The sequence below is a fragment of the Streptomyces sp. NPDC005774 genome, assembly GCF_042871645.1.
GTDB lineage: Bacteria > Actinomycetota > Actinomycetes > Streptomycetales > Streptomycetaceae > Streptomyces > Streptomyces pratens.
This window is the reverse complement of sequence record NZ_JBIAIV010000035.1, coordinates 19,368-42,839: the sequence shown is the minus strand read 5'-3', so window position 1 is coordinate 42,839 and position 23,472 is coordinate 19,368. Positions and strand designations below refer to the sequence as shown.

The following is a 23,472-nucleotide window of genomic DNA, read 5'->3' as shown; positions in this document are numbered from 1 at the left end:
CGGTAGGGCCGGTAGGGCCGGTAGGGCCGGTAGGGCCGGTAGGGCCGGTAGGGCCGGTAGGGCCGGTAGGGCCGGTAGGGCCGGTAGGGCCGGTAGGGCCGGTAGGGCCGGTAGGACCGGTAGGACCGGCGGGGCAGGCAGGGCCGGCAGGACCGGTCGGACGGGTGAGGCCGGTGGGACTGTCAGGGCTGATGGGACCAGGAGGGCTGCCAGGACTGGGCAGGACCCAGGCGGGGCAGGCAGGGCAGGCAAGGGCCGGTCGGACCGCAAGGGCCGTGTCGGGGCCGGTCCGGCTGTCAGGGGCGGTGTCGGTTCCTCGGGAGGCCATTGCCCGGGTGGGGCCGGATGGCTAGCCTGTGTGTTCGCCATTCCGATCGCCTGTTGATATCTCGAACGGGCTGAGACAGACAGGGAGGGGCCGGCCGTGGGACGCCTCGTACCAGCCGTGACCCGGGCTCTCGACATTCTCGAGCTCTTCCTCGACGGGGACGGAACGCTCTCCGCCCCCGACATCGTGCGCAGACTCCAACTGCCGCGCACCACCGTGCACGAACTGGTGACCACGCTCGCCGCCCGGAAGTACATCGTCCCGGTGACCGGCCAGCCCGGCCGCTACCGGCTCGGCGTACGCCCGTACCAGCTCGGCGCCCGCTACGCCGAGCACCTCGACCTCGCCGCCGAGGGCCAGCAGGTGGCCCGGTCCGTCGCCGAGACCTGCGACGAGACGGTGCACGTGGCGATCCTGGAGGACACCGACGTCATCTACATCGCCAAGGTGGACTCCACCCACGCGGTACGGATGGTGTCGGCGGCCGGCCGCCGGCTGCCGGCGCACTGCACCTCCGTGGGCAAGATGCTGCTGGCCTCCCTCCCGGAGAGGGAACTCGCCGCACGCCTGCCCGACGACGCCGAGCTGGCCGCGATGACCCCCAACAGCATCACCGACCCGGCCGCCCTGCGCGAGGCCCTTACACAGATCCGGGCCCGGGGTGTCGCCGTGGAGAGCCGTGAGTCCAACCCGGACGTCAGCTGCGTGGCCGCCCCGGTCCGCGACCGCACCGGACAGGTGGTCGCCGCGCTGTCCATCTCCGTACCGATGATCCGCTGGAGCGACGACCGCCTCACCGAGCTGGAACAGCTTGCCGCCAAGGGCGCCGACGACCTGTCCGAGCGCCTCGGCCACCGGAGGACAACATGACGACGACGCGTGACGGTGCCCCGTACGAGGTGGCGGTCCGGGCGGAGTCCGCCCTGGGCGAGGGCCCCACCTGGGACCCCGCGACCGGCCGCCTCCTGTGGATCGACATCCTCAACTCCCGGCTGCACAGCTACGATCCGGTCACCGGCCGGCGCACCCTGCGCCGCGGCGAACAGCACGTGGGCGCGGTCAAGCCCCGCGTGGGCGGCGGCCTGGTCCTCAACCTGCGGGACGGCATCGGTCTGCTCGACCCCGACGACACCTTCCGCTGGCTGCGCCACGAGCCCGTCCCCGGCCGCCGCGGCAACGACGCCGCCGTCGCCCCCGACGGCGCCCTGTGGGCCGGCACCATGCGCTACGACGAGGCCACCGGCGGCGGTACGCTCTCGCGCGTCACCGGCGACGGCACCGCCGAACTCGTCCTCGACGACGTGACGGTGAGCAACGGCACCGGCTGGAGCCCCGACGGGCGCCTGATGTACTACATCGACACCCCCACCCGCCGTATCGACGTCTTCGACCACGACGCGGACACCGGCAGGGTCACCGGCCGCCGCCCGCTGGCCGAGGTCGAGGACGGCGCCGGCTTCCCCGACGGCCTCACCGTCGACGCCGAGGGCTGTGTGTGGGTGGCGCTGTGGGACGGCGCGGCGGTACGCCGCTACACCCCGTCCGGCGCCCTGGACCGGGTGATCGAACTCCCGGTCCCGCGCGTCACCGCCTGTGCCTTCGGCGGCCCCGGTCTGACCGACCTGTACATCACCACGGCCCGGGTGGGCCTGGACCCCGCGCCGCCCCTGGCCGGCTCGCTCCTGGTGGTCCCGGGTGCGGGCCGGGGCGTGGCCCAGCCCGCCTTCGCGGGCTGACGCACGGACCGGCCCCTTTCTCCCGCCCGCCCGTCTCTCAGACCCCCGTACGATCCAGCCGATCGAGGACCTTCCGCTCGTCGGCGGTCAGCGGCGGCCGGGTCGACGGGGGCAGGGGGGAGCCGGCGACGGTGGCGAGCACCGTCGCCGGGTGGAACATCCGGGCCGGGGACGCGCGCAGACCGGTGACACCCCAGAGCGCCGAGGCCGCCGGGTACGAGCCGGTGGCCGCCCGCGTGACGCGCCGCGTGTACGCGGAGACGACGCGGTCGGCGACGGTCGGCGTACCACCGCGCACCCCCGGGTACAGCACGTCCTGACTGACCGCCATGGACCAGGCCGCTTCCGCCACCCGCGCCGCGCCCCGCTGCACCCGCCGGGCGAGACCGGGCGCGCCGAGGTCACCGGCCACCCCGTTCAGCTCCCGGCCGAGGACCCGCGCGCCGAACGCGGCCACCGACATGCCGTGCCCGTACGCGGGGTTGAAGGTGGCCAGTGCGTCCCCGAGGGCGACGAAGCCGTCCGGCCACCGGGGCGCCTTCTCCAGATACCGCCGCACATTGCTCGTCGACCGGCTCAGATGGATGTCGGTGAGCGGTTCGGCGCCGGAGACCAGCCGGCCCACGATCGGGTCCGGCAGGTCGAGCATGTACCGCAGGAAGCCCTCCGGGTCGGCGGGCGGCTCACCGCCGCGTGAGCCGCCGCAGCTCACCAGCCACCGGCCGCCCTCGACCGGCATCACCATCGCGCTCCGCGCCGGCCGGGAGGCGAACGGGTTCGCCTGCACGATCGTCAGCGGGAAGCCTTCCGCACCCTCCGGCACCCGGTACAGACGCGTCGCGTTGACCAGACCGGAGTTCACGGTCCGCTCCCGGATGCCGGAAAGACCGATCCCGTCCAGCCAGGTCACGACCCGCGTACCGCGCCCGCTCGCGTCGACGACGAGGTCCGCGTCGAGTTCCTCGTCACGGATCGCGTGGCGGTTCTCCCCGCCGCCGGGCGGCGCCACCCGTACCCCGCGCACCCGCCCGGCGGATCCCGTCAGCCCGGTCACCGCCGCCCTGCGGATCTCGACCGGCGCGTGTTCCAGCACCGCGGTCCGTATCACCCAGTCCAGCAGTGGCCGGGTGCACGTCAGCATGACCGGCCCCGCGCGCCGCCACCGCCTCAGCCAGCCCTCGGAGGTGAGGGCCAGCATGCCCGAACTGAAGGAGACCTCGTGCGCGCCGGCCGCGAGCAGCCGTCCCCGCGGATCCACGCCCGGCAGCAGTTCCTCCATGGCGTCCAGCCCGCCCGGCATCAGCAGATGCGCGTGGTGCCCCTGCGGCAGGCCCCGGCGGTGCTCGGGGCCGTCGGGCAGATCGTCGCGGTCCAGCACGATCACCTCGTCCGCTCCGGCGTCGGACAGGGCGGCCGCTGCCAGCATGCCGGCCAGCCCGGCACCGATGACGACAGCTCTACGCGACATGGGGCTCCTCGGGTTCTGCCATGGGTCCAGCCATGGAGTTCGGCCCCGCGCCGTCGGACGCGGGAGGCGTGTGGTGTGTGTGGGGGGCGGTGGGGGGAGGGCGGTCACGCTCCCGGTCCAGCGCCCGGGCCAGTTCCACCAGCCCGCTCGTGCCCAGGACCTCGGTGGCGTGCAGCCGGTAACTGCCGTCCGTCTGGGGCGGTTCCTCGCGGGCGGCGGCCCGGCGCGCGGCGTCGGCGAGCATGGCGGCCTCCGCCGCCAGCCGGGCCTCGTGGGGGGAGCGCCCGGCGGCCAGGGCTTCGTCCCGCGCCCGTTCACGGACGCGGTGGTCGAAGTACGGTGCCAGCGCGAGCAGGGCGTCGTGGATGGAGACCTCGCGCCACTGCAGCCGGACCTGGGGGAGCTGCCACCAGGCGGTGGGCGGCTTGGGAGCGGTGGACGCCGACCGTACGAGGTACCACAGGGGAGCCAGCCGCCGGTGGTCGAGCAGCCCCCGCCACTGGGCGAGCGTCGGGGGCAGCAGCCTCGGCAGCACGAATCCCGCCGAGCACAGCACCGCGCCCAGCGAGGCCATCGGCGGGGCGACGTCGGTGGACAGGAAGTCGAGGTCATGCCCGTTCCAACGGGCCACGACCGCCGTGTACTTGGTCAGCTGGAAGCCCACCACGTCCAGCAGCGTGCCCAGCAGGATCAGCCACAGCCCGGTGCGCAGCAGCCCGGTGACCTCACGGGCCCACTTCAGGCACACCACGCACATGACCAGCATGGCCGCGCTGTGCCCGAGCAGGTACAGCAGGATCATCTCCCGCATGAACGGGGTGTTGGCGTAGTACGTGTCGAGGTCGGTCAGCCGCTCGGTGCCCGCGTCGGCGAGCGCGAACAGGACGACGATGGCGAGCACCAGCAGCCCGTACGCGGCGACGCTGCGCAGCACCATGCGCCGCACCAGCCCGCGGGGCCCGCCCCGCCAGTTGATCAGCAGGACGAGCGCGGCGCAGCTGTACGCGGAGAGCATCCCGTAGGTCAGCGGCGCACCGAAGTTGGGGATGCCGGTGAGCTCGTTGACGGCGGCCAGGGTCGCCGGGGCGGCACAGACGAAGACCAGGGCGGCGAGCGCGATCGCCACGCAGGTGGAGAGCGTCAGCGGGTCGCGCAGGGCGGTGCGAGGACGGCGCCGCACCAGGACGGAGGAGATCCCCAGCATGAAGGCGGCCAGGTACACGACGAGACTCATGCCGTACGGCCCCCTGGCGGCGCGGTGCGCCCGGCACGTCCGGCCCGGCGGTCACGGCCACCGCGGCCGTCGCGTTCCATACCGCCTATACCGCTCATACCGCCCCCGTCGGTGCTGTGGGTGCCGTTGCGGATGGTGCCGTGGAGGATGCTGCCGTGGCGGAGGGTGCCGGAGCCGTCGGCGGCACCGGGGCGGCCCGCGGCACCGGGGCGGCCCGCGGCACTGGGGCGGCCGGTGTCACCGGTGCGGCGGGTGTCACCGGTGACACCGGTGACACCGGTGCGGTGCCGGCCAGGGCGTCGGCGATCCGGGCCAGTCCGGCCGGCCCCGGGATCCGGTCGAGGAACCGTCCGGTGCCGTGGGCCGGCGGCAGTTGACGTCCGGGTGCGGCCTCGTCCCGTACCGCGGTGACGATCACGGCGGCCCAGGCGGCGGCCTCGGCCCACTCGGGATCGGCCGTCGTGCGGAGCGCGGACGCGCGGGTCCGGTCGAACAGGTCCCGGTCGAAGTAGGCGTCCAGGTGGCTCAGCGCGTTGTGGATGCTGGTCTGGCGCCACACGAGGAGGGCGGCGGGGGACGCGAGCCGGGGCCGGGGCAGCCGCAGCGTCCGGCGGACGAGCAGGTCGTCGAGCGCCCGCTCCAGCGGTTCGAGCCGGGCGTACGTCCGCCGGGCCCGCCCCCACCGGGCCACCCGGGGCGTGACCAGCGGTACCAGCACCCCGACGACCGTCAGCAGCGCGCCCAGCCCCGCGGCGGCCGGGGAGACGGCGGTGCCGAGTGCCGTCCAGTCCCGGCCGGACCAGCGGGCGGCCACCGCGACGAGCTTGGCCACGCTGTAGCCGGTGCCGCACAGCGCGCCCACTCCCATCAGCGTCAGGCCCGCCCGCAGTCCGCCCCGCACCCGGCGTGCCCAGCGCAGTGACGTCACCGCGGTCACGGTCACCGCGATGAGGTGCGCGACCAGGTACAGCACGATCATCTGCGCCAGGTACGGGGTCGTCGCGTAGTAGGTGTCCAGGTCGGTGCGGCGTTCCACCGGTGCGTCCCCGAGGGCGAAGGTCACCGCCACCCCGATCAGGACACCGGTGTAGGCGAGAATCCAGCGGCGGGCGGTGCGGCGCACCCCCGGGCCGCCGCGCCAGTGGACGATGAGGACCTGGGAGGCGGCGCCGTAGGCGATGATCGCGGCGTACGTCAGCGGTGCCGCCAGGTTCGGCACTCCGCCGAGGCGGTTGATCGCGCCCACCGTCGGCGGTGCCCCGAGCAGGAAGCAGAGCCCGGCCAGCCCCAGCACCGCGCAGATGGAGCGCAGATACGGATCGCTCCGGTGCCGCAGCAGGTCCGGGGCCCGCACCAGCAGACCGAGCCACAGCGCCCCACAGCTGGCGTAGTTGATCAGGCCGTTCATCGTCTCGTCCCGCGGTGGTTGAGTGCGGCCCCGATGCGTCCGGCGAGGTCCTGCGGTTCGCCGGAGCCGCCGCCCCCGGCGGCGAACACGGAGTCGGTGGAGGCGTCCAGCAGGGTGCGCAGCCGACGGCCCATCAGCATGCCGAAACGGTCGGCCTCCTGTTCCTCGGCGAGGCTGAAGTCAGTTCGTGCTGCTATGGATTGACGGTGCGTCGGTTTTGCTGCCGGGCGTCCGCCGGATCCCGCTTCCGCTTCCATCCGCCGCCGGTTCATGTGCCACACCTCGTGGCAGAAGATCACGATCTGGTGCCATGCGGCCGCCCGTTCGTCCACCACCACGTCGTCGTGGCTCTCCCGCTCCAGCCACAGTCCGCTCGCGGTGTGCGGGGGGAACGCCGCCCGGTGGACGAGGACTTCACGTCCCCGCCAGGCGCCGACGGAGGCGACGAGTGCGTTGAACAGGGCCTCGGGCTCGGCGGGCACCGGCACCCGGATGGGCTCGATGAGTGCGTCGGCGAGGCGACGCATCTCCTTCCTGGTACGCACCGCTCTCTCCCTTGCTTCCCTGTTCCCCCGGGTGATCTCAAGGCCGTTCGAGACTACGCGCCGTGAGGGTCCACGTCATGCGAACAGGTGTCCCGTCGGCCAGGCTCCGAGATCTTGTCCGAAGCGTTGACGCGCCCGCGCCCGCCCCTTACGGTCCGTTCGAAGTTACGGGCGTCATTCGACATGTCGAACATGCCATCCCGGGCATCCCGACGCACCTGCTTCGGATGCCGTGCACACCTCCTACGAGCGCACCTCCTGCACGCACACCTCTCCGACACGACACCTCGACAGATGGGGCAGGGCATGGGACGACCTGGCCTGAATCGCAGGCACTTACTGGCCGCGGCGGGCGGCCTGACGGTCGCGGGCAGCTTCGGCTTCGCGGCCCTCGGAACCGGCGCGGACGCCCTGGCCTCCGACGCCGGTACGCGGGTGCGGTACTGGAACCTCTTCAGCGGCGGCGACGGCTACAACATGATCGCGATGCTGGACGCCTTCCGTAAGGACAACCCCGGCATCGACGTGAAGGACTCCACCCTCCAGTGGGGCAGCCCCTTCTACACCAAGCTCGCCATGGCCGCGGCGGGCAACAGGGCGCCGGACCTCGGCGTCATGCACCTGGGCCGCGTCACCGGCTTCTCGCCGGGCCGTCTCCTGGACCCCTGGGACGCCGGTCTGCTCGCCGAGTACGGCGTGCGGGAGGAGGACTTCAACCCCGAACTGTGGAAGCGCGCCGTCGTCGACGGCAAGCTCTACGCCCTGCCGCTCGACATCCACGTCCAGCTCTGCTTCTACCGCAAGGACGTGCTGGGGAAGGCGGGCCTGCTCGACGCCGACGGGCGCATGGTGCCCGTGACATCGGTCGACGAGTGGTTCGACGTGCTGAAGGAGGCCAAGAAGGCCACCGGGAAAGGGCTGCAGACCATCGGCCTGTGGGTCAACGACCAGAACTTCCAGTGGTGGTTCTTCGTCGCCTTCTACACCCAGCTCGGCGGCACCTGGTTCGACGACGCCCGCACCGAGGTCACCTTCGACACCGACAAGGCCGTCCAGGTCCTGGAGTTCCTGCGCCGGCACATCACCGACGGATACGCCGACCCGGGCTTCGGGGGTGGCGCGGGCGCCGAACAGTTCATCAACGGCGCCCCCTTCGTCTGGGAGGGCAACTGGTCGGTGCCCGTCTTCTCGGGCGCGGAACTCGACTACGGTGCGACCCCGCTGCCGCCCGTCTTCGGGAAGCCGGCCACCCACGCCGAGTCGCACTCCTTCGTCCTGCCGCACCAGTCGGACCGGGGCGGCGCCGCCAACGAGGGCGCGCACCGGCTCGCCGCCTACGTCGTCCAGCACGCCCGGCAGTGGGCGGGCGGCGGACACATCCCCGCCCACACGCCGACCCTGTCCACGGCCGCGTACCGGGAACTGGAGCCGCAGAACGAGTACGTCACGGCGATGGACCACCAGGCCACCGAGCCGAAGGTGTGGTTCGCCGGGTCCACCGGCATCCTCGCCCAGCGCGTCGGCCCGCTCGTCGTCTCCTCGACGATGGGCTCCGCGAAGCCGGAGACGGTCGCCCGCCGGATGAGGAGCACGCTCACCGGGCTGCTCGCCACGAAGAACCCGATGGACGGCAGGACCGCCGCCGAGGGAGGTGCGCCCGCATGACGGCGACCGGCGCCGAGACCGTCGTCCGCCCGGTGCGCGCGACGACCGCGGCGGACGGCGCCACCGTCCGCCGCAAGCAGGGATTCCAGCACGGCGGCTGGTTCGTCGCCCCGTTCCTCGCCCTGTTCGCGCTCTTCGTGATCTGGCCGCTGCTGCGCGGCCTCTACCTCAGCCTCACGGACGCCAACATCTCGGGCGACGACGCGCACTTCATCGGCCTCGACAACTACCGCGAGGCCCTGCAGGACCCGCTGATGTGGGACTCGCTCGGCCACAGCGCCTACTTCACGCTGCTCGTCGTGCCCTGCATCACGGTCCTCGCCTTCCTCCTCGCGATGCTCGCCCACCACATCGAGCACGGCACCTGGCTGTGGCGGCTGTGCTTCTTCATGCCGTTCCTGCTGCCGTCCACCGTGGCAGCCAACCTGTGGCAGTGGCTGTTCAACCCCGGCACCGGCATGATCAACCACGTCTTCGGCCTCGAGACGCCGTGGCTGACCGACAAGTCCTACGCGATGCTCGCGATCGTCATCACCACCCTGTGGTGGACGGCCGGCTTCAGCTTCCTGCTCTACCTCGCCGCGCTCCAGGGCATCCCCGCGCACCTGTACGAGGCCGCCAGGCTGGACGGCGCGAACGCCTGGCACCGCATGCTCCACATCACGCTGCCGATGCTGCGCAACATCACCGGGCTCGTCCTCGCCCTGCAGATCCTCGCCTCGCTCCAGGTCTTCGACCAGGCCGTCGTGATCCAGGACTTCGGGCCGGGCCCGGAGGAATCGACCCGCACCTTCGTGCAGTACACCCTCGAACAGGGCTTCACCAGCTACCGCGTGGGCTACGCCTCCGCCATCTCCATCATCTTCTTCGTGCTCATCGCCGCCGTCGCCCTCGCCCGGATGTGGCTGCTGCGCAACCGTGAGGAGGGCGGCCGATGACCACCGCCGCACCGCAGGTAAGGGTCAGGCCCCGCCGGAACTGGCCGCCGAGCCAGATCGTGCTCACCCTCGTCGGTGCGGCCGTCTCCGTGGTGTTCCTCGCGCCCCTGGCCTGGGCGCTGTTCACCTCCCTGAAGTCGGAGACCGAGGCCGTCGAGGTACCGCCGCACTGGCTGCCGAAGGAGTGGACCGGTCAGGCCTGGTCGGCGGTCCTCGAGTCCGGCAACATCACCGACTGGCTCGTCAACTCCCTGGTCGTGTCGGTGTGCGTGACCGCCGTCGTGCTGGTGGTGGGCGCGCTGGCCGGATACGGCTTCGCCCGCACCGAGTTCCGGGGCAGGGGCGTCCTGATGGGCGTCGTGATGACCGGGCTGATGGTTTCCCCGGCCGTGCTCGGCGTTCCCCTGTTCACCACGGTGCAGCAGATGGGCATGGTCGACACGTACTGGGGAATGATCCTGCCGCAGTGCGCGCCGGCCGCGATGGTCTACATCCTCTACAAGTTCTTCCAGGGCGTCCCGCGCGAACTGGAGGAGGCCGCCTTCATCGACGGCGCCGGCCGCTGGCGTGTCTTCTTCACGATCATCCTGCCGCTGTCGCGCCCCTCGCTCGCGGCGGTCGGCATCTTCACCTTCATCAGCTCGTGGAACAACTTCCTGTGGCCCTACATGGTCACCAACAACCCCGACCTGATGACCATGCCGAACGGCATCGCGACCGTCATGAACTCCTACGGCATCCAGTGGGCCCAGCTGATGGCCGGCGGCCTCATGGCGGGCCTGCCGCTGATCGTCGTCTTCGTCTTCTTCCAGCGCCAGATCGTGGCGGGCGTCGCGCACACCGGCCTCGCCGGCCAGTGACGACCCGCCGCACCGGCACCCGCGCCCGGCACCGGCACCGGCACCCGCACCCGCACCGGCCCCGCGACGGGCAGGTCCGGCACCCACGACGACGGATCCCGGCACCCGCGCCCGGCACCGGCCCCGCGGACACCGGCGAACCTCTGAAAGGAACACATGCGTACCGCCCGCTTCACCCTCGACCCCGCCTTCACCGTCGGCCCGGTCGACCCCCGTCTCTTCGGCTCCTTCGTCGAACACCTCGGCCGCTGCGTCCACACCGGCATCCACGAACCCGGCCACCCCGCCGCCGACGCCGACGGTCTGCGCACCGACGTCCTGGACCTGGTCCGCGAACTCGGCGTCACCGCGATCCGCTACCCCGGCGGCAACTTCGTCTCCGGCTACAAGTGGGAGGACTCCGTCGGCCCCGCCGAGGACCGCCCCCGCCGCCTCGACCTGGCCTGGCACTCCACCGAGACCAACCGCTTCGGCCTGTCCGAGTACATCGCCTTCCTGCGGAAGATCGGCCCGCAGGCCGAACCCATGATGGCCGTCAACCTCGGCACCCGCGGCGTCACCGAGGCGCTCGAACTCCAGGAGTACGCCAACCACCCCGCCGGTACCGCCCTGTCCGACCTGCGCGTCGCGCACGGCGACAAGGACCCCTTCGGCATCCGGATGTGGTGCCTCGGCAACGAGATGGACGGCCCCTGGCAGACCGGCCACAAGACCGCCGAGGAGTACGGCCGCCTCGCCGCCGAGACCGCCCGCGCGATGCGCCAGCAGGACCCCGGCGTCGAACTGGTCGCCTGCGGCTCCTCGGGCCAGTCCATGCCCACCTTCGCCGCCTGGGAGGCGACGGTCCTCACCGAGACGTACGACCTCGTCGACCACATCTCCCTGCACGCCTACTACGAGCCCCACGACGGCGACCTCGACTCCTTCCTCGCCTCCGCCGTCGACATGGAGTCCTTCATCGAGAACGTCGTCGCCACCTGCGACCACGTCGGCGCGAAGCTCAAGTCGAAGAAGCGGATCAACCTCTCCTTCGACGAGTGGAACGTCTGGTACATGACCCGCTGGCAGGAGCAGGCGACGACCTTCGCGCAGGACGACTGGCCCGAGGCGCCGCGCCTGCTGGAGGACAACTACAGCGTCACCGACGCCGTCGTGTTCGGCTCGCTCCTCATCGCGCTGCTGAGGCACGCCGACCGGGTCAAGGTCGCCTGCCTCGCCCAGCTCGTCAACGTCATCGCGCCGATCCTGACCGAACCGGGCGGCCCCGCCTGGCGGCAGACGACGTTCTTCCCGTTCGCGCAGGCCTCCCGGCACGGACGCGGCGAGGTCCTCGACGTCCGCGTGGACTCACCGACGTACGAGACCGACAGGTACGGCACGGCCGACCTGCTGCACGCCACCGCCGTACGCGCCGACGACGGCACGGTCACCGTCTTCGCCGTCAACCGCGGCCGCACCGAGCCGTTGCCGCTGGAGATCGCCCTCGGCGGCCTCGGCCTCACCTCGGTCGTGGAGCACACCGCCCTCGCGGACGCCGACCCCGACGCACGCAACACCCTCGCCGAACCGGAGCGGGTCACCCCGCACACCGTCGGGGGCACGACCCTGACGGACGGCGGGCTCGAGACCGTACTGGAACCGCTGTCCTGGAACGTGATCCGGCTGGCGTGAGCCCGGCGCGATCCCGACGGAAGCCTGTCGGACCGGTGGAGGCGCGAGGGTCACCGTCCCGGTGACTCCACCGCCTCCACCGGCACTCCGCCGCGCGCCGCGCCCATCAGGGTCAGCCGCACCTGGTCCGGCCCCGAGGGTGTGGTCCCGTCGGACAGCACGGCCAGGGCCAGTGTGTTGCTGCCCCGTGTGCGGAGGATCCCGTTCGGCAGCATGAAGGTGTGCTGCGGGCCCACGTCATTGATGTACTGGCCCATGTTCCAGCCGTTGAGGAAGATCTGGACGCGGTAGGCGCGCTCGGGGTCGTCCTCGAGGACGAGCCCGACCGACGCGTCCACGTCCGGGGCGACGTCCAGCCGGAACTCCGTCCGGTACCAGGTGACCCCCTGCCGTCGTCGGTCCTCACGCGGCCGGTCCACGGCCTTCCAGGCGCTCCGGTCCCGGTCGTCGCCGTACCCCGGCAGGTGCCAGCCCTCGCGCTCCCCGTACAGCCCGCCGTTGTTCAGCGCCCCGCGCACCCGGTCCGGCGCCCCGGCCCCCTGGATCCGCCAGCTCACCTCGGGGGAGGCCCCTTCGAAGGCGACGCCGGTCAGTCCACGGGCCGCCCGGCGCGTACTGCGCCCGGCCGCGGGCTCCCGCGCGCCTGCGGGGCCTGCCGTGCCTGTCGTGTCCCCCTCCTGCTGCATCCGCCGTACGAGCACGGACAGGACGTGCTCGCCGCGCTCGCGCAGCTTCCCGGGCACGCGGAACGTCGCGGTCGCGGTCCAGGTGCCCCGGTCCGCCGTGTCCTCGTCCGGCACCGGCATCCGGTGCGTGCCCAGCGGCTTCCCGTTCAGCCAGGCCATCAGCAGCCCCTGCGTGCCGGTGCTGTAGGACAGGGACACCGATGTGGTGTCGCGCGCGTCCTCGAAGTGTCCCCGGTACCAGACGTCGCCGTAGTGGAAGCCGTAGTCGTCGGCGAACAGGACGGGTTGTCCCTCGGGCACGGGCGTGGTGGACGGGGAGGCGGTCCGGTCGGCGGCAGTCCACCGCGCGTCGTCGAAGTCCGGCGCGGACTCCGGGTTCTCCGCCCGCCGCCGCCAGCCGGTGAGGGCGGGCAGCGACGGCGCGGGCGTACCGGGCATCAGCCCCTCCCTCACCAGGGCCCCGGACCTGCTGACCGTGGTGCGCACCGGCTGCCCGTTCCAGGTCACGGTGGTGATCCCGCGCGGCGCCCACACCTCCAGGCCGGTCCCGCCCGTGTTGTCGCCGGTGAGGTGGACGGTGGAGCCGCGCAGCGTGGCCGACCGCAGCAGCGGCGGGCCGTAGACCAGCAGCGGGCCGGACGGGGTCTCGTAGGGCCACAGCCGCTGGGCGGTCGCGTCGTCGGCGAACAGCAGCAGCATCGGCGTGTCGGAGTCGCCGCCCTCGACCAGGACCCGGCTCAGCCCGCCCGCCCCGAGCGGCGTGACCACGTTCAGCCGGCCCCGGTCGTAGGACCACGCGGGCTCGGGGTCCAGCCGGTTGGTGAGCGGCTGGACCTCGCAGTCGAGGGCGATCTGGGCCGTCTCGCCGGCCCGGCCCACGAACGCGGCGATGTCGTGGCGTCCGGCCCTCATGCCGAACAGGGGCTGCGCGGTGGTGAACGCCAGCCGCCGCCGCCCCAGTCGGAGCCCGGCGGCGATCAGTTTGGCGTCCCGCGCGCCGACCGTGACGGGCACGTCGACACCGGTGCCCGGCAGCGCCGACCGGACCTCGTCGGCGGAGTCGTTGCGCAGGACGTACACCTGGGCGTCGGTGTCGGGGTTGGCCAGGTGGTAGACCGTCAGCCGGTCGTCCTCGGGCCGCACCGCGGGCGCCGGTTCGAGGCGGGCGAGGTCCGGCACGGTCCGCAGCAGATGCCCGAGCTGCTGGAGCGGGGCCAGCTTGGCGGTGGGCCGCCGCGCATGGTCGATCGGCGCCCCGTAGTCGTACGAGGTGTAGACGTGCGGCGAGGCCAGCCACCCCCACGAAATCCCGCCGGCCGCCACGCGCGTGTTGTGCAGGGTGATCCCGTTGGCGAGGCTGGTGAGAAGGCTGCTCCGCTCGTACGCCGGGTCCCACCTCCCGCGCACCTCGATGTACCCCTTGCCCCCGGAGGTGACCCCGCCCCAGGGGTCGGACGCGCCGACGGCCGCCCCGGCGACGAACCCGGGAGTGCGCGCACTGGCCCCGGCCCCCGTCCCGCGCCTGCCGAAGTGCCCGAGATCGGCCGGCACCTCACCGGGCACGGGTGAGGACTCGAACCCGTACAGCCAGTTCCCCCCGCGCTTGCCCGTACCGGCGGGGAAGGTCCCGGGCGCCCACAGTCCGTCCGCGCCGCCGTCGTTGTGGAACAGCGGTACGTCGATCCCGTCGGCGCGCACCTTCCCGCAGAGGTGGGACATGTAGGCACCCGCGCCCGCGTCGGCCGGGCCGCTCCCGTCCCGCCCCTCGTACCGGTCCTCGATCTGGTACAGGAGTACGGTGCCGCCGCCCCCGGTGAACAGATGCCGGACGGCGATGGCGTCGACGGCGCTCAGCCACGCGTCCACGTGCTCCAGATACGCGGGGTCCGCGGCGGTGGCCGCGCCCTCGGCGACCGTCAGCCAGCCGGGGAAGCCGCCGGCGTCGAGGTCGGCGGTGCCGAGGTACGGCCCGGGGCGCAGGACGACGTACAGCCGTTCCTCGGCCGCCGTCGTGAGGAACAGGTCGAGGTCGCGCACCCCGGTGAAGTCGTGCTCGCCGGGCGCGGGGGAGTGGAGGTTCCAGGGGACGGGGACACTCACCGCGTTGTGGCCGTGGGCGCGCAGCTTCTGCAGCACGTCCCGCCACAGCGACGGGCTCGGCAGCCGGAAGGGGTGCATCTCGCCCGACCAGAGCACCAGCCGCCGGCCGTCGACGAGGAGCGAGTACCGGTCGAAGCCGACCTCGTGCCGCCTGCCGTCCGCGCGCGGCGGGGCGGGCGGCGGCCCCGTCGGCACGGCACGCGTCCCGTTCGTGCCGGTCGCCGCCCCGCTGCCGGCCAGCGCGAGGCCGAGCGCCGCCGTGCCGGCCAGCGCGGTGAAGGTACGCCTGCTGAGCTCCAAGGGAGCCGCCTCCTGGTGTGCCGCTGGTGCGGCCGCATGGGGCCGCGGGTGGTGCCGTCGGGTGGTTCTGGTCCGCCGTGACGGGTGGTCCTGGTGGGCCATTGTCTACGCCCGGGCGCCCCGGTGTTCACGCCAGGTTCCCGGTACGTCCGTTTCGCCCGGTACGAGTGGCGTGCGCGCGGGCTGTCGCCCCCGCCCGTTCCCCCCGCCCGTTCCCCCCGCCCGTTCCCCCCGCTCGTTCCCCCCGCTCGTTCCCTGTGAACACCCGGTCCGCCCGGCGGGGGCGAATGGCCGGAGTTCGTCCTGTCCGCGTCCCGGGGCGCCGCCTACGATGCGAGCGCTCCCGGTCTTCACGCCATCTCCACGCCTCCTTCACGAGGGTCGGGAGCTCGTGTGCCGACGTGGCCGGAGGCCGACCGGCTTCTTGTCAGGTGCATGACTGTTCAACCATCACGTCCCACTCACCCCCCACTGGACCGACAGGGAGAACCATGGCTGGTGGCCTGCTCCTCAGCACCGCGGTGGCCGCACTGCTCACCGCCTCGATATCCGCGCACAACCCGTCGACAGGCTTCGTGGACCCGCCCCCGGACAAGATCGTCATCAAGGTCGCCACGGTGAACGGCTCCGGCTGTCCCCAGGGCACGACCGCGGTCGCCGTCTCCGAGGACAACACCGCGTTCACGGTCACGTACAGCGACTACCTCGCCCGGGCGGGCGGCGCCTCCGACCCCACCGCATCACGCAAGAACTGCCAGCTCAGCCTCATCGTCCACGTGCCCCAGGGCTTCACCTACGCCATCGCGAGTGCCGACTACCGGGGCTTCGCCGCCCTCCAGCCCGGCGCGACGGGCACGCAGAGAGCGTCGTACTACTTCCAGGGCTCCCCGAACACGGAGTACCGCAGTCACCCCTTCGCCGGCCCCTACGACGACAACTGGCAGGCCACGGACACCACCGACTGGGCCCAGCTCGTCTACGCCCCCTGCGGCGTCCAGCGCAACTTCAACATCAACACCGAACTGCGCGTCGGCGCCGGCACCTCGTCCCCCGACAAGGTCAGCTTCATGACGATGGACTCCACCGACGGCGACATCAGCACGACCTACCACATGGCCTGGAAGGAGTGCCCCGGCTCCTGACGGGCGACAGGTGCACCGCCCGTGCGGCCCGTGCGTCCGGCCCCGGCCGCCCGGGCCGCACACCGGTCCCCGCCGTCGGCCTCCCCGGACGCGACGGCCCGTCGTGCCTGTGCACGGCGGGAGGGGAAGCCGGCCCGGGCGGCGGGGAATCACTCCCGGCCGGCGCTGCCGCGCAGGTGGAGGGCGCGCAGGGCGGCTTCGAGCGCGAAGCGGCGATCGGGGTCGCTGAGGGTGTCGCCCAGGTAGCCGTCCAGGTTCCGCAGGCGGTAGCGGACGGTCTGGGCGTGGACGCCCAGCATCTCGCCGACCTGCTCGGCGGGCGCCCGGGTGGAGATGTGGACCCGGAGGGTCTCGACGAGCCGGTCGCGCCGGCTGGGGGACAGTCCGTCGAGGGACGTCAGTTCGCGGGCGGCGAGGTGGTCGACGAGGGCGGGATCGGACAACAGCCACAGGGTCGTCAGATGGTCCGCGCAGTGGATCAGCGGAGTATCGGGCACGACACCGTCGTCGACGAGCTGGAGCACACGGCGGGCCCAGCGGACGGAGTCGGCGGTCTGCGCGAGCGGTACGGTCAGGCCCACCGCGGCGCGGGTGCCGGCCAGGGCCGTGCCCAGCATGGTGAGGCGCTGCGGGGTGAGGCCCCCGGGGACGAGCAGATGCGGCTGCGGGATGTCGAGGCCGGCGAGGACGTCGTCGTCGAGACCCGCCTGGATGTGGTGGGGCACCGGGGGGCGGAGGGCGACGAGGGTGCACTCCCGGGGCAGTTCCCAGGCGGCGGCCTCGCACAGCTCGGAGACGGTCGTCCGGGGCAGCGGCGGTGCGGCCAGGATCAGGTGTAACAGCTGTCTTCGTAACGCGGACACCTCGGACGCGCTCCGCTCCCGCGCCTCCACGTACCCCTCGCGGGTGATCGCCTCCAATTCCTCGACGTACGCGAAGAGGGCGTCCGCGAAGGTGAGGACGAGGGCGGGGGAGAGGTTGTGCTGGCGCCCCACCGTCTTGGCGCGGCGCAGCGCGATGCGGGCGCCGAGCCGGTAGGCGCCCTGCAGGGTCTCCAGGTCGCGGCCCTCGTACGCCTCCACCCGGCCGAACCTGCGCAGCAGTTCGTCCCGCGGTTCCGAGCTCTGGCCGGGGTTGGCCACCCGGTCCACGAAGGCGGCCAGCGTATGCTCCACGCCCTGGCGGATCGCGTCCCCGTCGGGGCCGTTGAACAGCCGGCCGTACACCGGGTAGGCGCGGGTGACCTCCGCCCGTATCTCGTTCAGCAGCCCCGGTAGTTCCGGCCGGATGAAGGCCGCGAACTGTCTGGGGAGGGGGCCGAGCGGTTCCCCGGCCTCCGGTGACCGTGTGATCGAGGGCATGAGTCACCCTTTGCTCTCAGATGTGTCCGGCGGGGTGGCCGGCCGGGCGCCGTTCCGCCGGAGGGCGGATGACGTCCGGCCGGGTTTATGGGGTCACGCCGTTCTGGCACGCTGAAGCTAAATCAACTCGGTTGCCTTGTACACGCTTTGAGCAGAAGTGACGTACGGGGGCACCGGCCGTCCGGTGGGACGGCCGGGAACCGCCTTTTGGTGGCTGTTACTTGACGGCGGAGTGCCAGTTCTCCGCGAGTACCCTGCCGGCGTCGGGGACGACGGTCCCGGGCGCGTTGAGGCCGGTGAGGCTGGTTCGGGTGCTGTTGAGGGTGAGGCTGTTGTGCCCCGCGGCGGAGGGCAGCCCGGTCTTCGCGTTGACCGCGGCGTTGATCAGGCCGAGGTTCAGGCCGCAGCCGGTGGCCGCGGGGACCGCGAAGGTGCTGTCGTTCTGGGTGGCGCCGGTGAGGTTGATCCGGCTCATCTCACCGGCCTCGTCGAGGGTGCCGTCGCTCCGGAAGAAGCTCATCCCGAACTCGGGGTAGTTGCGGTTCTCCGGGCGCAGGAGGACGGGGTTGGCGGCCGTTCCGATGTAGCACTTGCTGCCCAGGAGCGGGTTCTCCAGGTGGATGCGGACCGGCAGGGCGACGATCGGCAGGTCGGTGAGGATGCCCGCGGTCTGGTCGAAGGCGTAGGGCGCGCCGACGGACTCCATGGTGGCGGTGATCCTGTTGAGCGAGGAGGTGTCGAGCGTCTTGCAGATGGCCGTGATCACCGGCATGTCACTCGGGCACATCAGGCCGAGCAGGCCGCCGGGAACGGTGGCGGGGTCGGCGACGAGCGCGCCGGAGGAGGGGGCGACCACGCGGCTGGTGCCGTCCGCGTTCTGCACGATGCCGAGCTGGAGGTCGGTCTTCCCCGTGGCGACGGTGGTCTCGCCCAGTTTGATGGTGCCGCCGGCGGAGGTGGAGACCACGCACTGCGGGGTCTTCTCGAGGCCGTCCGCGGCCAGCATCGCCGGGGCGTCCACGGGACAGCGGGTGAAGGGCGCCCACTCGCCGTTCAGAGTGGTTTCGGCGGCGGTCGCGGTGCCCATGGAGACGAAGGCACCGAGCGCGGTCAGCGCGGAGACGGTGGCGAGACCGGCGCGGGAGGGGAGCTGGAGCATGGTGATGGCCTTCCGTGGAGGTGGGAGGGACGGGACGGCTCAGCGTTCGGCGACGGGGATCTTGAGGGGCTGAAGGTCCTCGGTGCATTCGTTCTCGTTGAAGACCTGCACCGCGCACGTCTGGCCCTGCGTCTGCTTGATGTAGTTGCCTGGACCGGAGACGGAGGCGGTGAGGAGGCGGTCGAGGTTCTCGCCGCCGGCGCCGCAGCCCGTGAAGGCGGGGATGGTCACTTCGCCGGTCAGCGCGCCGCCGGAGCTCAACAGGTAGCCGACGGGCTGGTCGGGAGGCTGATGCGTGCCCTTTCCGGTCAGCAGCACATGGTCACCGGGAAACTTCGCGGGGTCGGGTTCGGGAGAGCGAAGGGGCCTCTCCGTCCTGCAGTCGGGCCCGATCGCCAAGGGCGTTCCGTTGACCTCGAGAGCGGTCACCTTCAGGACCAGCGGTATCCGCACGCGGGTTTCCAGACTGGTGGCCAGAGTGACGAACGAGGTCTCGCCGTTGGCGTCCATGGTCATGGGGCCCGTCTGCTCCAGCACCATGGACGCCTTCGTCGGAGTGAAGCCGAAGGTCAGGAAGGTGGCCTCGAAGGGCGGGGTCTGCGCGCGCCCCTGGTGGCGGAGCGTTCCCTCCGAGTGTTGTGACAGGTAGCCGCCGCTGAAGTCGGGGAAGAAGTCGATGTCCGTGGGGCCCTGCTCGATCAGCACGCAGGACAGAGGGAGGAGCGAGGCTCCCCTCAGCTTCTTCACGTTCGTGTAGCCGGTGACATAGGCGTTCAGCGACGCCGACGTGGAGGGATGCTCGTCGTCGTAGAGGCACGGCGGCGCGTCGCGGTCCGCGGCGGTACCGCGGGGCGGGCTCTCGGCCCCCTCCGGCGCACGGTTCCCCTGCCGGCCCTCCGGTTCGTCCTGCGGCCCGGAGGGCGAACCGGAGGAACCGGGAGAGGGGTCCGACGGGGTCGGCGTGCCGTCCGGATCCGCCGTCTCCGGTCCGACCGGCACGGTGGTCAGCAGCCCCTTGCCCGGCGCGTCCCCGGCGAGGGAGCAGTCGACGGTCAGTGAACCGGGCTCGGTGGCGGTGCCGCTCGCGGCGTCGAGCGCCAGGTCGACGGCGAGGGCGCCGGTCCGGAACGTCAGGTCGCCGTCACCGCGGCCGGTCACCGAGGGGACGTCGCCCGTCGTGGTCAGTGTCAGCGACCCGGACCCGGACCCGGACCCGGACCCGGAGTCGGAGTCGGACCCGGGGAGGGTGACCGGCTCCGCCGTACCGCGCCAGGTCGCCTCCGCCGCCGCCTCGTTCTGGGTGACGCCGACGGCGAGGCGGGTCGCGGCCCGCACGGTGGCGGCCTCGGACGCGGTGAGGTCCGCGACCGCCTCGGCGGGCAGTTCCACGGTGGTGGTGACGTCGGTGGGTGAGAATGCCTCGCCCGCCTCGGCCCGCTCCGGGAACGCGGCCGAGACCCGTACCGTCACGGGCCGTTCTCCCGAGGGGAGCGCGCAGACGTAGGGGAGTTCGACGCCGATCTCCCGGGTGCCCGCGGCGGAGGCTGCGGCCGGGATCATGGCGGCGAGCACGACGAACGCGGCGATCGTCGCGCTCCTGGCGCGGACACGGGGCGGCCGTGGAACGGCGGCTCGGTGGCCTCTCATACAACTCCGCTCGGGTAGGGGAACCGGTGTCGGTGGAACGCGGCGCAGAGCCCGCGAACGCCCGGCCGGGAGCACCGGCCGGGCGGACATGAGCGGGTGGCGCCTTACGGGTTGGAGCCGACGATCTTCGGGATGGTGCCGTTCGACGCCTTGATGGCGTAGTTGCCCTTGAAGATGGGCTTGGTGGCGGTCGTGACCACCGAACCGCAGTTCACGGGGGCGGGGCTGGAGCTGACGGCCAGGTCGCCGGAGACGCTGTTGACGGCCAGGACGCCAGTGGAGTTGGTGTAGGTGGCCGAGGCCTTGCCCGTCACCGTGAACTTGCAGGCGCCGGCGGTCACGTTGGCCGTGACGTTGCCGACGTAGCCCTTGGTGACGCCGGTCGCGGCGGTGTAGTCCTGCGCGACGACGGTCCACGGGGTGACCGCCACGGTGGTGACGTTGCCCAGGACGCTGGTGCACGGCGAGGCGGCGGTGCCGAAGTTGATGGCGTTGATGGCGGCGACCGTCGCCGGGTTGCCCGTGGTGCTGGCCATGGTGCCCGACGCACTTGAGGTGGTGCACGTCATCGGGATGGTGGCGGTCAGCACGATGTTGCTGCTGTTCGTCGCCGTGTAGCTGCCCGCCGGGGTGACGGTCCACACCGTGGAGGGCACCGCCGAGGCGGGCGCGACGGTGAGACCGAAGGCGGCCGCGGCCGCACCCGCCACGACTGCGAACCTTCTCGTGTTCTTCTTCATGACGTCAGGACTCCTTGTGGATTGGCCGGCAGAGGTGGGCCGTGGCCGGTCGTTCGAGGGAAGGCCGTGCGGCCCGCGGCTCGGTGTTCCCTGTCCGCGAGAAATGACGTTACTTGCGGGAAACTTGGCCGAACAATGCCGCTGTTCATGATTCTTTTGAAAGTGGAAACATCTGTGTCCGGAGTGAGTGGTGTACAGGTCGCTTTAGTCATCGGCTGTCAATGTCGACGTTTCGTCCGGCGGTGCGGGGTCCCGCCGTTCGGCGTTCACAGCCGAGCCGTTCTGCTCACCCGGTGACAATTTTCGGGACGTGTTTTATCTGCGCGCTGACAGGTTCCGGATGGCTGAAGCGGGTATCCCGGAAAACTCGGATCCCGGTATTGCCCGCCGAGGTTACTGGGCCGTAACGTGCCGGTGCGGTGCTCGGCTCCAGGTCGGTGGCCCCCGTCGGCCGGAGCCACGACGGATGCTTTCCGGCCTCACCCTCCCACCGGGCCCGGACGTCCGTAGGCAGGGTCTTGCGGATCCACACCCCCGGAGCCGCGGGACCCTGCCCCTGTCTCCCCGGAGACAAGTGCGGCCGGGCGGGTTGTCTGCGCGGTGACAAGTTCCGGAAAGGGGAGGGGAATCCGGCACCATGACCGTTGTCAGTACGCTCCGCACCGATTTAACGTGCGCCCGCAGCGCACATCCGACCTGCGTCCGCTGGAGGTGATATGGGAATCGAAGTGGTGGTTGAGGGCCTGACCAAGTCCTTCGGTAAGCAGAGCATCTGGCGGGACGTCACACTCACTCTTCCTGCCGGAGAGGTGAGCGTGATGCTGGGACCTTCCGGTACCGGGAAGACCGTTTTCCTGAAGTCGCTCATAGGGCTGCTCAAACCCGAGCAGGGCCGTGTCCTCATCAACGGGGTGGACATGGTGAACAGTCCCGAAAGGGATATCTACGAGACCCGGAAACTGTTCGGTCTCATGTTTCAGGACGGGGCCCTCTTCGGGTCGATGTCCCTCTTCGACAACATCGCCTTCCCGCTGCGCGAGCACACCCGCAAGAAGGAGTCCGAGATCCGCCGCATCGTCATGGAGCGGATCGAGATCGTCGGACTGCTGGGCGCGGAGGGCAAGCTGCCGGGAGAGATCAGCGGCGGCATGCGCAAGCGGGCCGGCCTGGCCCGCGCCCTCGTGCTGGACCCGCAGATCGTCCTCTGCGACGAACCGGACTCCGGACTCGACCCGGTCCGCACCGCCTACCTCTCCCAGCTGCTGATCGACCTGAACGCGCAGATCGACGCGACGATGCTGATCGTCACCCACAACCTCGACATCGCCGCCACCGTGCCCGACAACATGGGGATGCTCTTCCGGCGCGAGCTGGTCACCTTCGGCCCGCGCGAGGTGCTGCTCACCAGCGAGGAGCCGGTCGTGGCCCAGTTCCTCGGCGGCCGGCGCGAGGGACCCATCGGGATGTCCGAGGAGAAGGACGCGGCCACCCTCGCCGCCGAGGCGGGCACCGCCGCCGAGGCCCGGCCCCGGAGGATCGTCCCGCAGCTGGAGCCCTCGCCCGGCCTCCCACCGCGCCGGGCCGTCGCCCGACGGCGCGAACGAGTCATGGGCATGCTCGACCGGCTGCCGCCCGCCGCGCGCTCCGCCATCCGGGAGACCTACACGCACCACGCCCAGGCACCCACGCTGCCGATGCCCGCCACCGGGAGCGGCGCATGATCACCGGCGCCCTGCGGCAGACCGGCCGGCTCTTCGCGCTCGCCGCCGAAGTGAGCCGCGCCGTCTTCCGAAGACCCTTCCAGTTCCGCGAGTTCGTCGAGCAGTTCTGGTTCATCGCGGGCGTCACCATCCTGCCCGCCGCCCTCGTCTCGATCCCCTTCGGCGCCGTCATCGCCCTCCAGGTCGGCTCCCTGACCCAGCAGCTGGGAGCCCAGTCGTTCACCGGAGGCGCCAGCGTCCTGGCCGTCGTCCAGCAGGCGAGCCCGCTCATCGTCGCCCTGCTCATCGCCGGCGCCGGCGGCTCCGCCATCTGCGCCGACCTCGGCTCCCGCAAGATCCGCGAGGAACTCGACGCCATGGAGGTCATGGGCGTCTCGCCCGTGCAACGCCTGGTCGTGCCCCGGGTGCTGGCCACCATGGGTGTGGCGGTCCTGCTCAACGGCCTGGTCTCCGTCGTCGGCACCCTCGGCGGCTTCTTCTTCAACGTCGTCCTGCAGGGCGGCACCCCCGGCGCCTACCTGTCCAGCTTCTCCGCCCTCGCCCAGCTCTCCGACCTGTACATCAGCGAACTCAAGGCGCTGGTCTTCGGGTTCATCGCGGGCATCGTCGCCGCCTACCGGGGCCTCAACCCGCGCGGCGGCCCCAAGGGCGTCGGCGACGCCGTCAACCAGTCCGTCGTCATCACCTTCCTGCTGCTCTTCTTCGTCAACATGGTGATGACGGCCGTCTACCTCCAGATCGTCCCGCCGAAGGGAGGCTGAGC

The 23,472-nt window shown here is 71.9% G+C and carries 18 protein-coding genes; 9 read left to right on the top strand and 9 right to left on the bottom strand.

Annotation, left to right across the window (positions count from 1 at the left end; all coding sequences use genetic code 11):
• Positions 1-424: 424 nt before the first annotated feature.
• Together ACFYQA_RS26885 and ACFYQA_RS26880 are read left to right on the top strand one after the other, a co-directional pair.
• A complete protein-coding gene (locus ACFYQA_RS26885; protein WP_388922835.1) occupies positions 425-1,198 on the top strand; it encodes an IclR family transcriptional regulator in 774 nt (257 codons plus the stop codon).
• Positions 1,195-2,064 carry an SMP-30/gluconolactonase/LRE family protein gene (locus ACFYQA_RS26880; RefSeq protein ID WP_388922832.1) on the top strand — a complete coding sequence of 290 codons (870 nt, stop codon included), beginning with the start codon at positions 1,195-1,197 and terminating at the stop codon, positions 2,062-2,064. Before ACFYQA_RS26885 ends, ACFYQA_RS26880 begins: the two co-directional genes overlap by 4 nt.
• Positions 2,065-2,101: 37 nt before the next feature.
• On the opposite strand, the gene ACFYQA_RS26875 is transcribed toward ACFYQA_RS26880, so the two are convergent.
• The 4 genes from ACFYQA_RS26875 to ACFYQA_RS26860 form a co-directional block, all read right to left on the bottom strand.
• Complete coding sequence (locus tag ACFYQA_RS26875; protein WP_388922829.1) at positions 2,102-3,532, bottom strand: FAD-dependent oxidoreductase; 1,431 nt, start codon at positions 3,530-3,532, stop codon at positions 2,102-2,104.
• Complete coding sequence (locus ACFYQA_RS26870; protein WP_388922826.1) at positions 3,522-4,766, bottom strand: MAB_1171c family putative transporter; 1,245 nt, start codon at positions 4,764-4,766, stop codon at positions 3,522-3,524. Before ACFYQA_RS26870 ends, ACFYQA_RS26875 begins: the two co-directional genes overlap by 11 nt.
• Positions 4,767-4,860: 94 nt before the next feature.
• Positions 4,861-6,174 carry an MAB_1171c family putative transporter gene (locus tag ACFYQA_RS26865; RefSeq protein WP_388922823.1) on the bottom strand — a complete coding sequence of 438 codons (1,314 nt, stop codon included), beginning with the start codon at positions 6,172-6,174 and terminating at the stop codon, positions 4,861-4,863.
• Positions 6,171-6,719 (bottom strand): toxin, encoded by a 549-nt coding sequence (locus ACFYQA_RS26860; RefSeq protein WP_388922820.1) that lies wholly within the window; start codon positions 6,717-6,719, stop codon positions 6,171-6,173. The genes ACFYQA_RS26865 and ACFYQA_RS26860 overlap by 4 nt, the downstream gene beginning before the upstream one ends.
• A 306-nt stretch (positions 6,720-7,025) precedes the next feature.
• Here ACFYQA_RS26860 and ACFYQA_RS26855 point away from each other — a divergent pair, with 306 nt between their 5' ends.
• From ACFYQA_RS26855 to ACFYQA_RS26840, 4 genes are all read left to right on the top strand, one after another.
• Positions 7,026-8,384, top strand: a complete 1,359-nt coding sequence (locus tag ACFYQA_RS26855) for an extracellular solute-binding protein (RefSeq protein ID WP_388922817.1) — start codon at positions 7,026-7,028, stop codon at positions 8,382-8,384.
• Complete coding sequence (locus ACFYQA_RS26850; protein ID WP_388922814.1) at positions 8,381-9,322, top strand: carbohydrate ABC transporter permease; 942 nt, start codon at positions 8,381-8,383, stop codon at positions 9,320-9,322. The genes ACFYQA_RS26855 and ACFYQA_RS26850 overlap by 4 nt, the downstream gene beginning before the upstream one ends.
• On the top strand, positions 9,319-10,182 hold the full coding sequence (locus ACFYQA_RS26845; RefSeq protein WP_388922812.1) for a carbohydrate ABC transporter permease: 864 nt from the start codon (positions 9,319-9,321) through the stop codon (positions 10,180-10,182). Before ACFYQA_RS26850 ends, ACFYQA_RS26845 begins: the two co-directional genes overlap by 4 nt.
• 156 nt (positions 10,183-10,338) lie before the next feature.
• On the top strand, positions 10,339-11,853 hold the full coding sequence (locus tag ACFYQA_RS26840) for an alpha-N-arabinofuranosidase (RefSeq protein ID WP_388922809.1): 1,515 nt from the start codon (positions 10,339-10,341) through the stop codon (positions 11,851-11,853).
• 50 nt (positions 11,854-11,903) lie between these two features.
• Here the strand turns inward: ACFYQA_RS26840 and ACFYQA_RS26835 are convergent, their stop codons facing one another.
• On the bottom strand, positions 11,904-14,939 hold the full coding sequence (locus ACFYQA_RS26835; RefSeq protein WP_388922807.1) for a beta-galactosidase: 3,036 nt from the start codon (positions 14,937-14,939) through the stop codon (positions 11,904-11,906).
• Between the two features lie 491 nt (positions 14,940-15,430).
• Here ACFYQA_RS26835 and ACFYQA_RS26830 point away from each other — a divergent pair, with 491 nt between their 5' ends.
• The gene (locus ACFYQA_RS26830; protein WP_386406198.1) at positions 15,431-16,081 is read left to right on the top strand and encodes a DUF4360 domain-containing protein; all 651 of its coding nucleotides are present in this window, start codon (positions 15,431-15,433) and stop codon (positions 16,079-16,081) included.
• Between the two features lie 149 nt (positions 16,082-16,230).
• On the opposite strand, the gene ACFYQA_RS26825 is transcribed toward ACFYQA_RS26830, so the two are convergent.
• The 4 genes from ACFYQA_RS26825 to ACFYQA_RS26810 form a co-directional block, all read right to left on the bottom strand.
• Positions 16,231-17,442: a helix-turn-helix domain-containing protein gene (locus tag ACFYQA_RS26825; RefSeq protein ID WP_388922805.1), complete on the bottom strand. Its 1,212-nt coding sequence runs from the start codon at positions 17,440-17,442 to the stop codon at positions 16,231-16,233.
• A gap of 217 nt (positions 17,443-17,659) precedes the next feature.
• Complete coding sequence (locus ACFYQA_RS26820) at positions 17,660-18,601, bottom strand: hypothetical protein (protein WP_388922802.1); 942 nt, start codon at positions 18,599-18,601, stop codon at positions 17,660-17,662.
• 39 nt (positions 18,602-18,640) lie between these two features.
• Positions 18,641-20,248 (bottom strand): DUF6801 domain-containing protein, encoded by a 1,608-nt coding sequence (locus ACFYQA_RS26815; RefSeq protein WP_388922799.1) that lies wholly within the window; start codon positions 20,246-20,248, stop codon positions 18,641-18,643.
• 104 nt (positions 20,249-20,352) lie between these two features.
• Positions 20,353-20,988, bottom strand: a complete 636-nt coding sequence (locus tag ACFYQA_RS26810) for a hypothetical protein (RefSeq protein ID WP_386406209.1) — start codon at positions 20,986-20,988, stop codon at positions 20,353-20,355.
• A 716-nt stretch (positions 20,989-21,704) separates the two neighbouring features.
• On the opposite strand from ACFYQA_RS26810, the gene ACFYQA_RS26805 reads away from it, so the two are divergent.
• Entirely contained in the window at positions 21,705-22,709 is a 1,005-nt protein-coding gene (locus ACFYQA_RS26805; protein WP_388922796.1) for an ABC transporter ATP-binding protein, read from the top strand.
• Positions 22,706-23,470: an MlaE family ABC transporter permease gene (locus ACFYQA_RS26800; RefSeq protein ID WP_388922793.1), complete on the top strand. Its 765-nt coding sequence runs from the start codon at positions 22,706-22,708 to the stop codon at positions 23,468-23,470. Before ACFYQA_RS26805 ends, ACFYQA_RS26800 begins: the two co-directional genes overlap by 4 nt.
• The last annotated feature ends 2 nt before the right edge of the window (positions 23,471-23,472 follow it).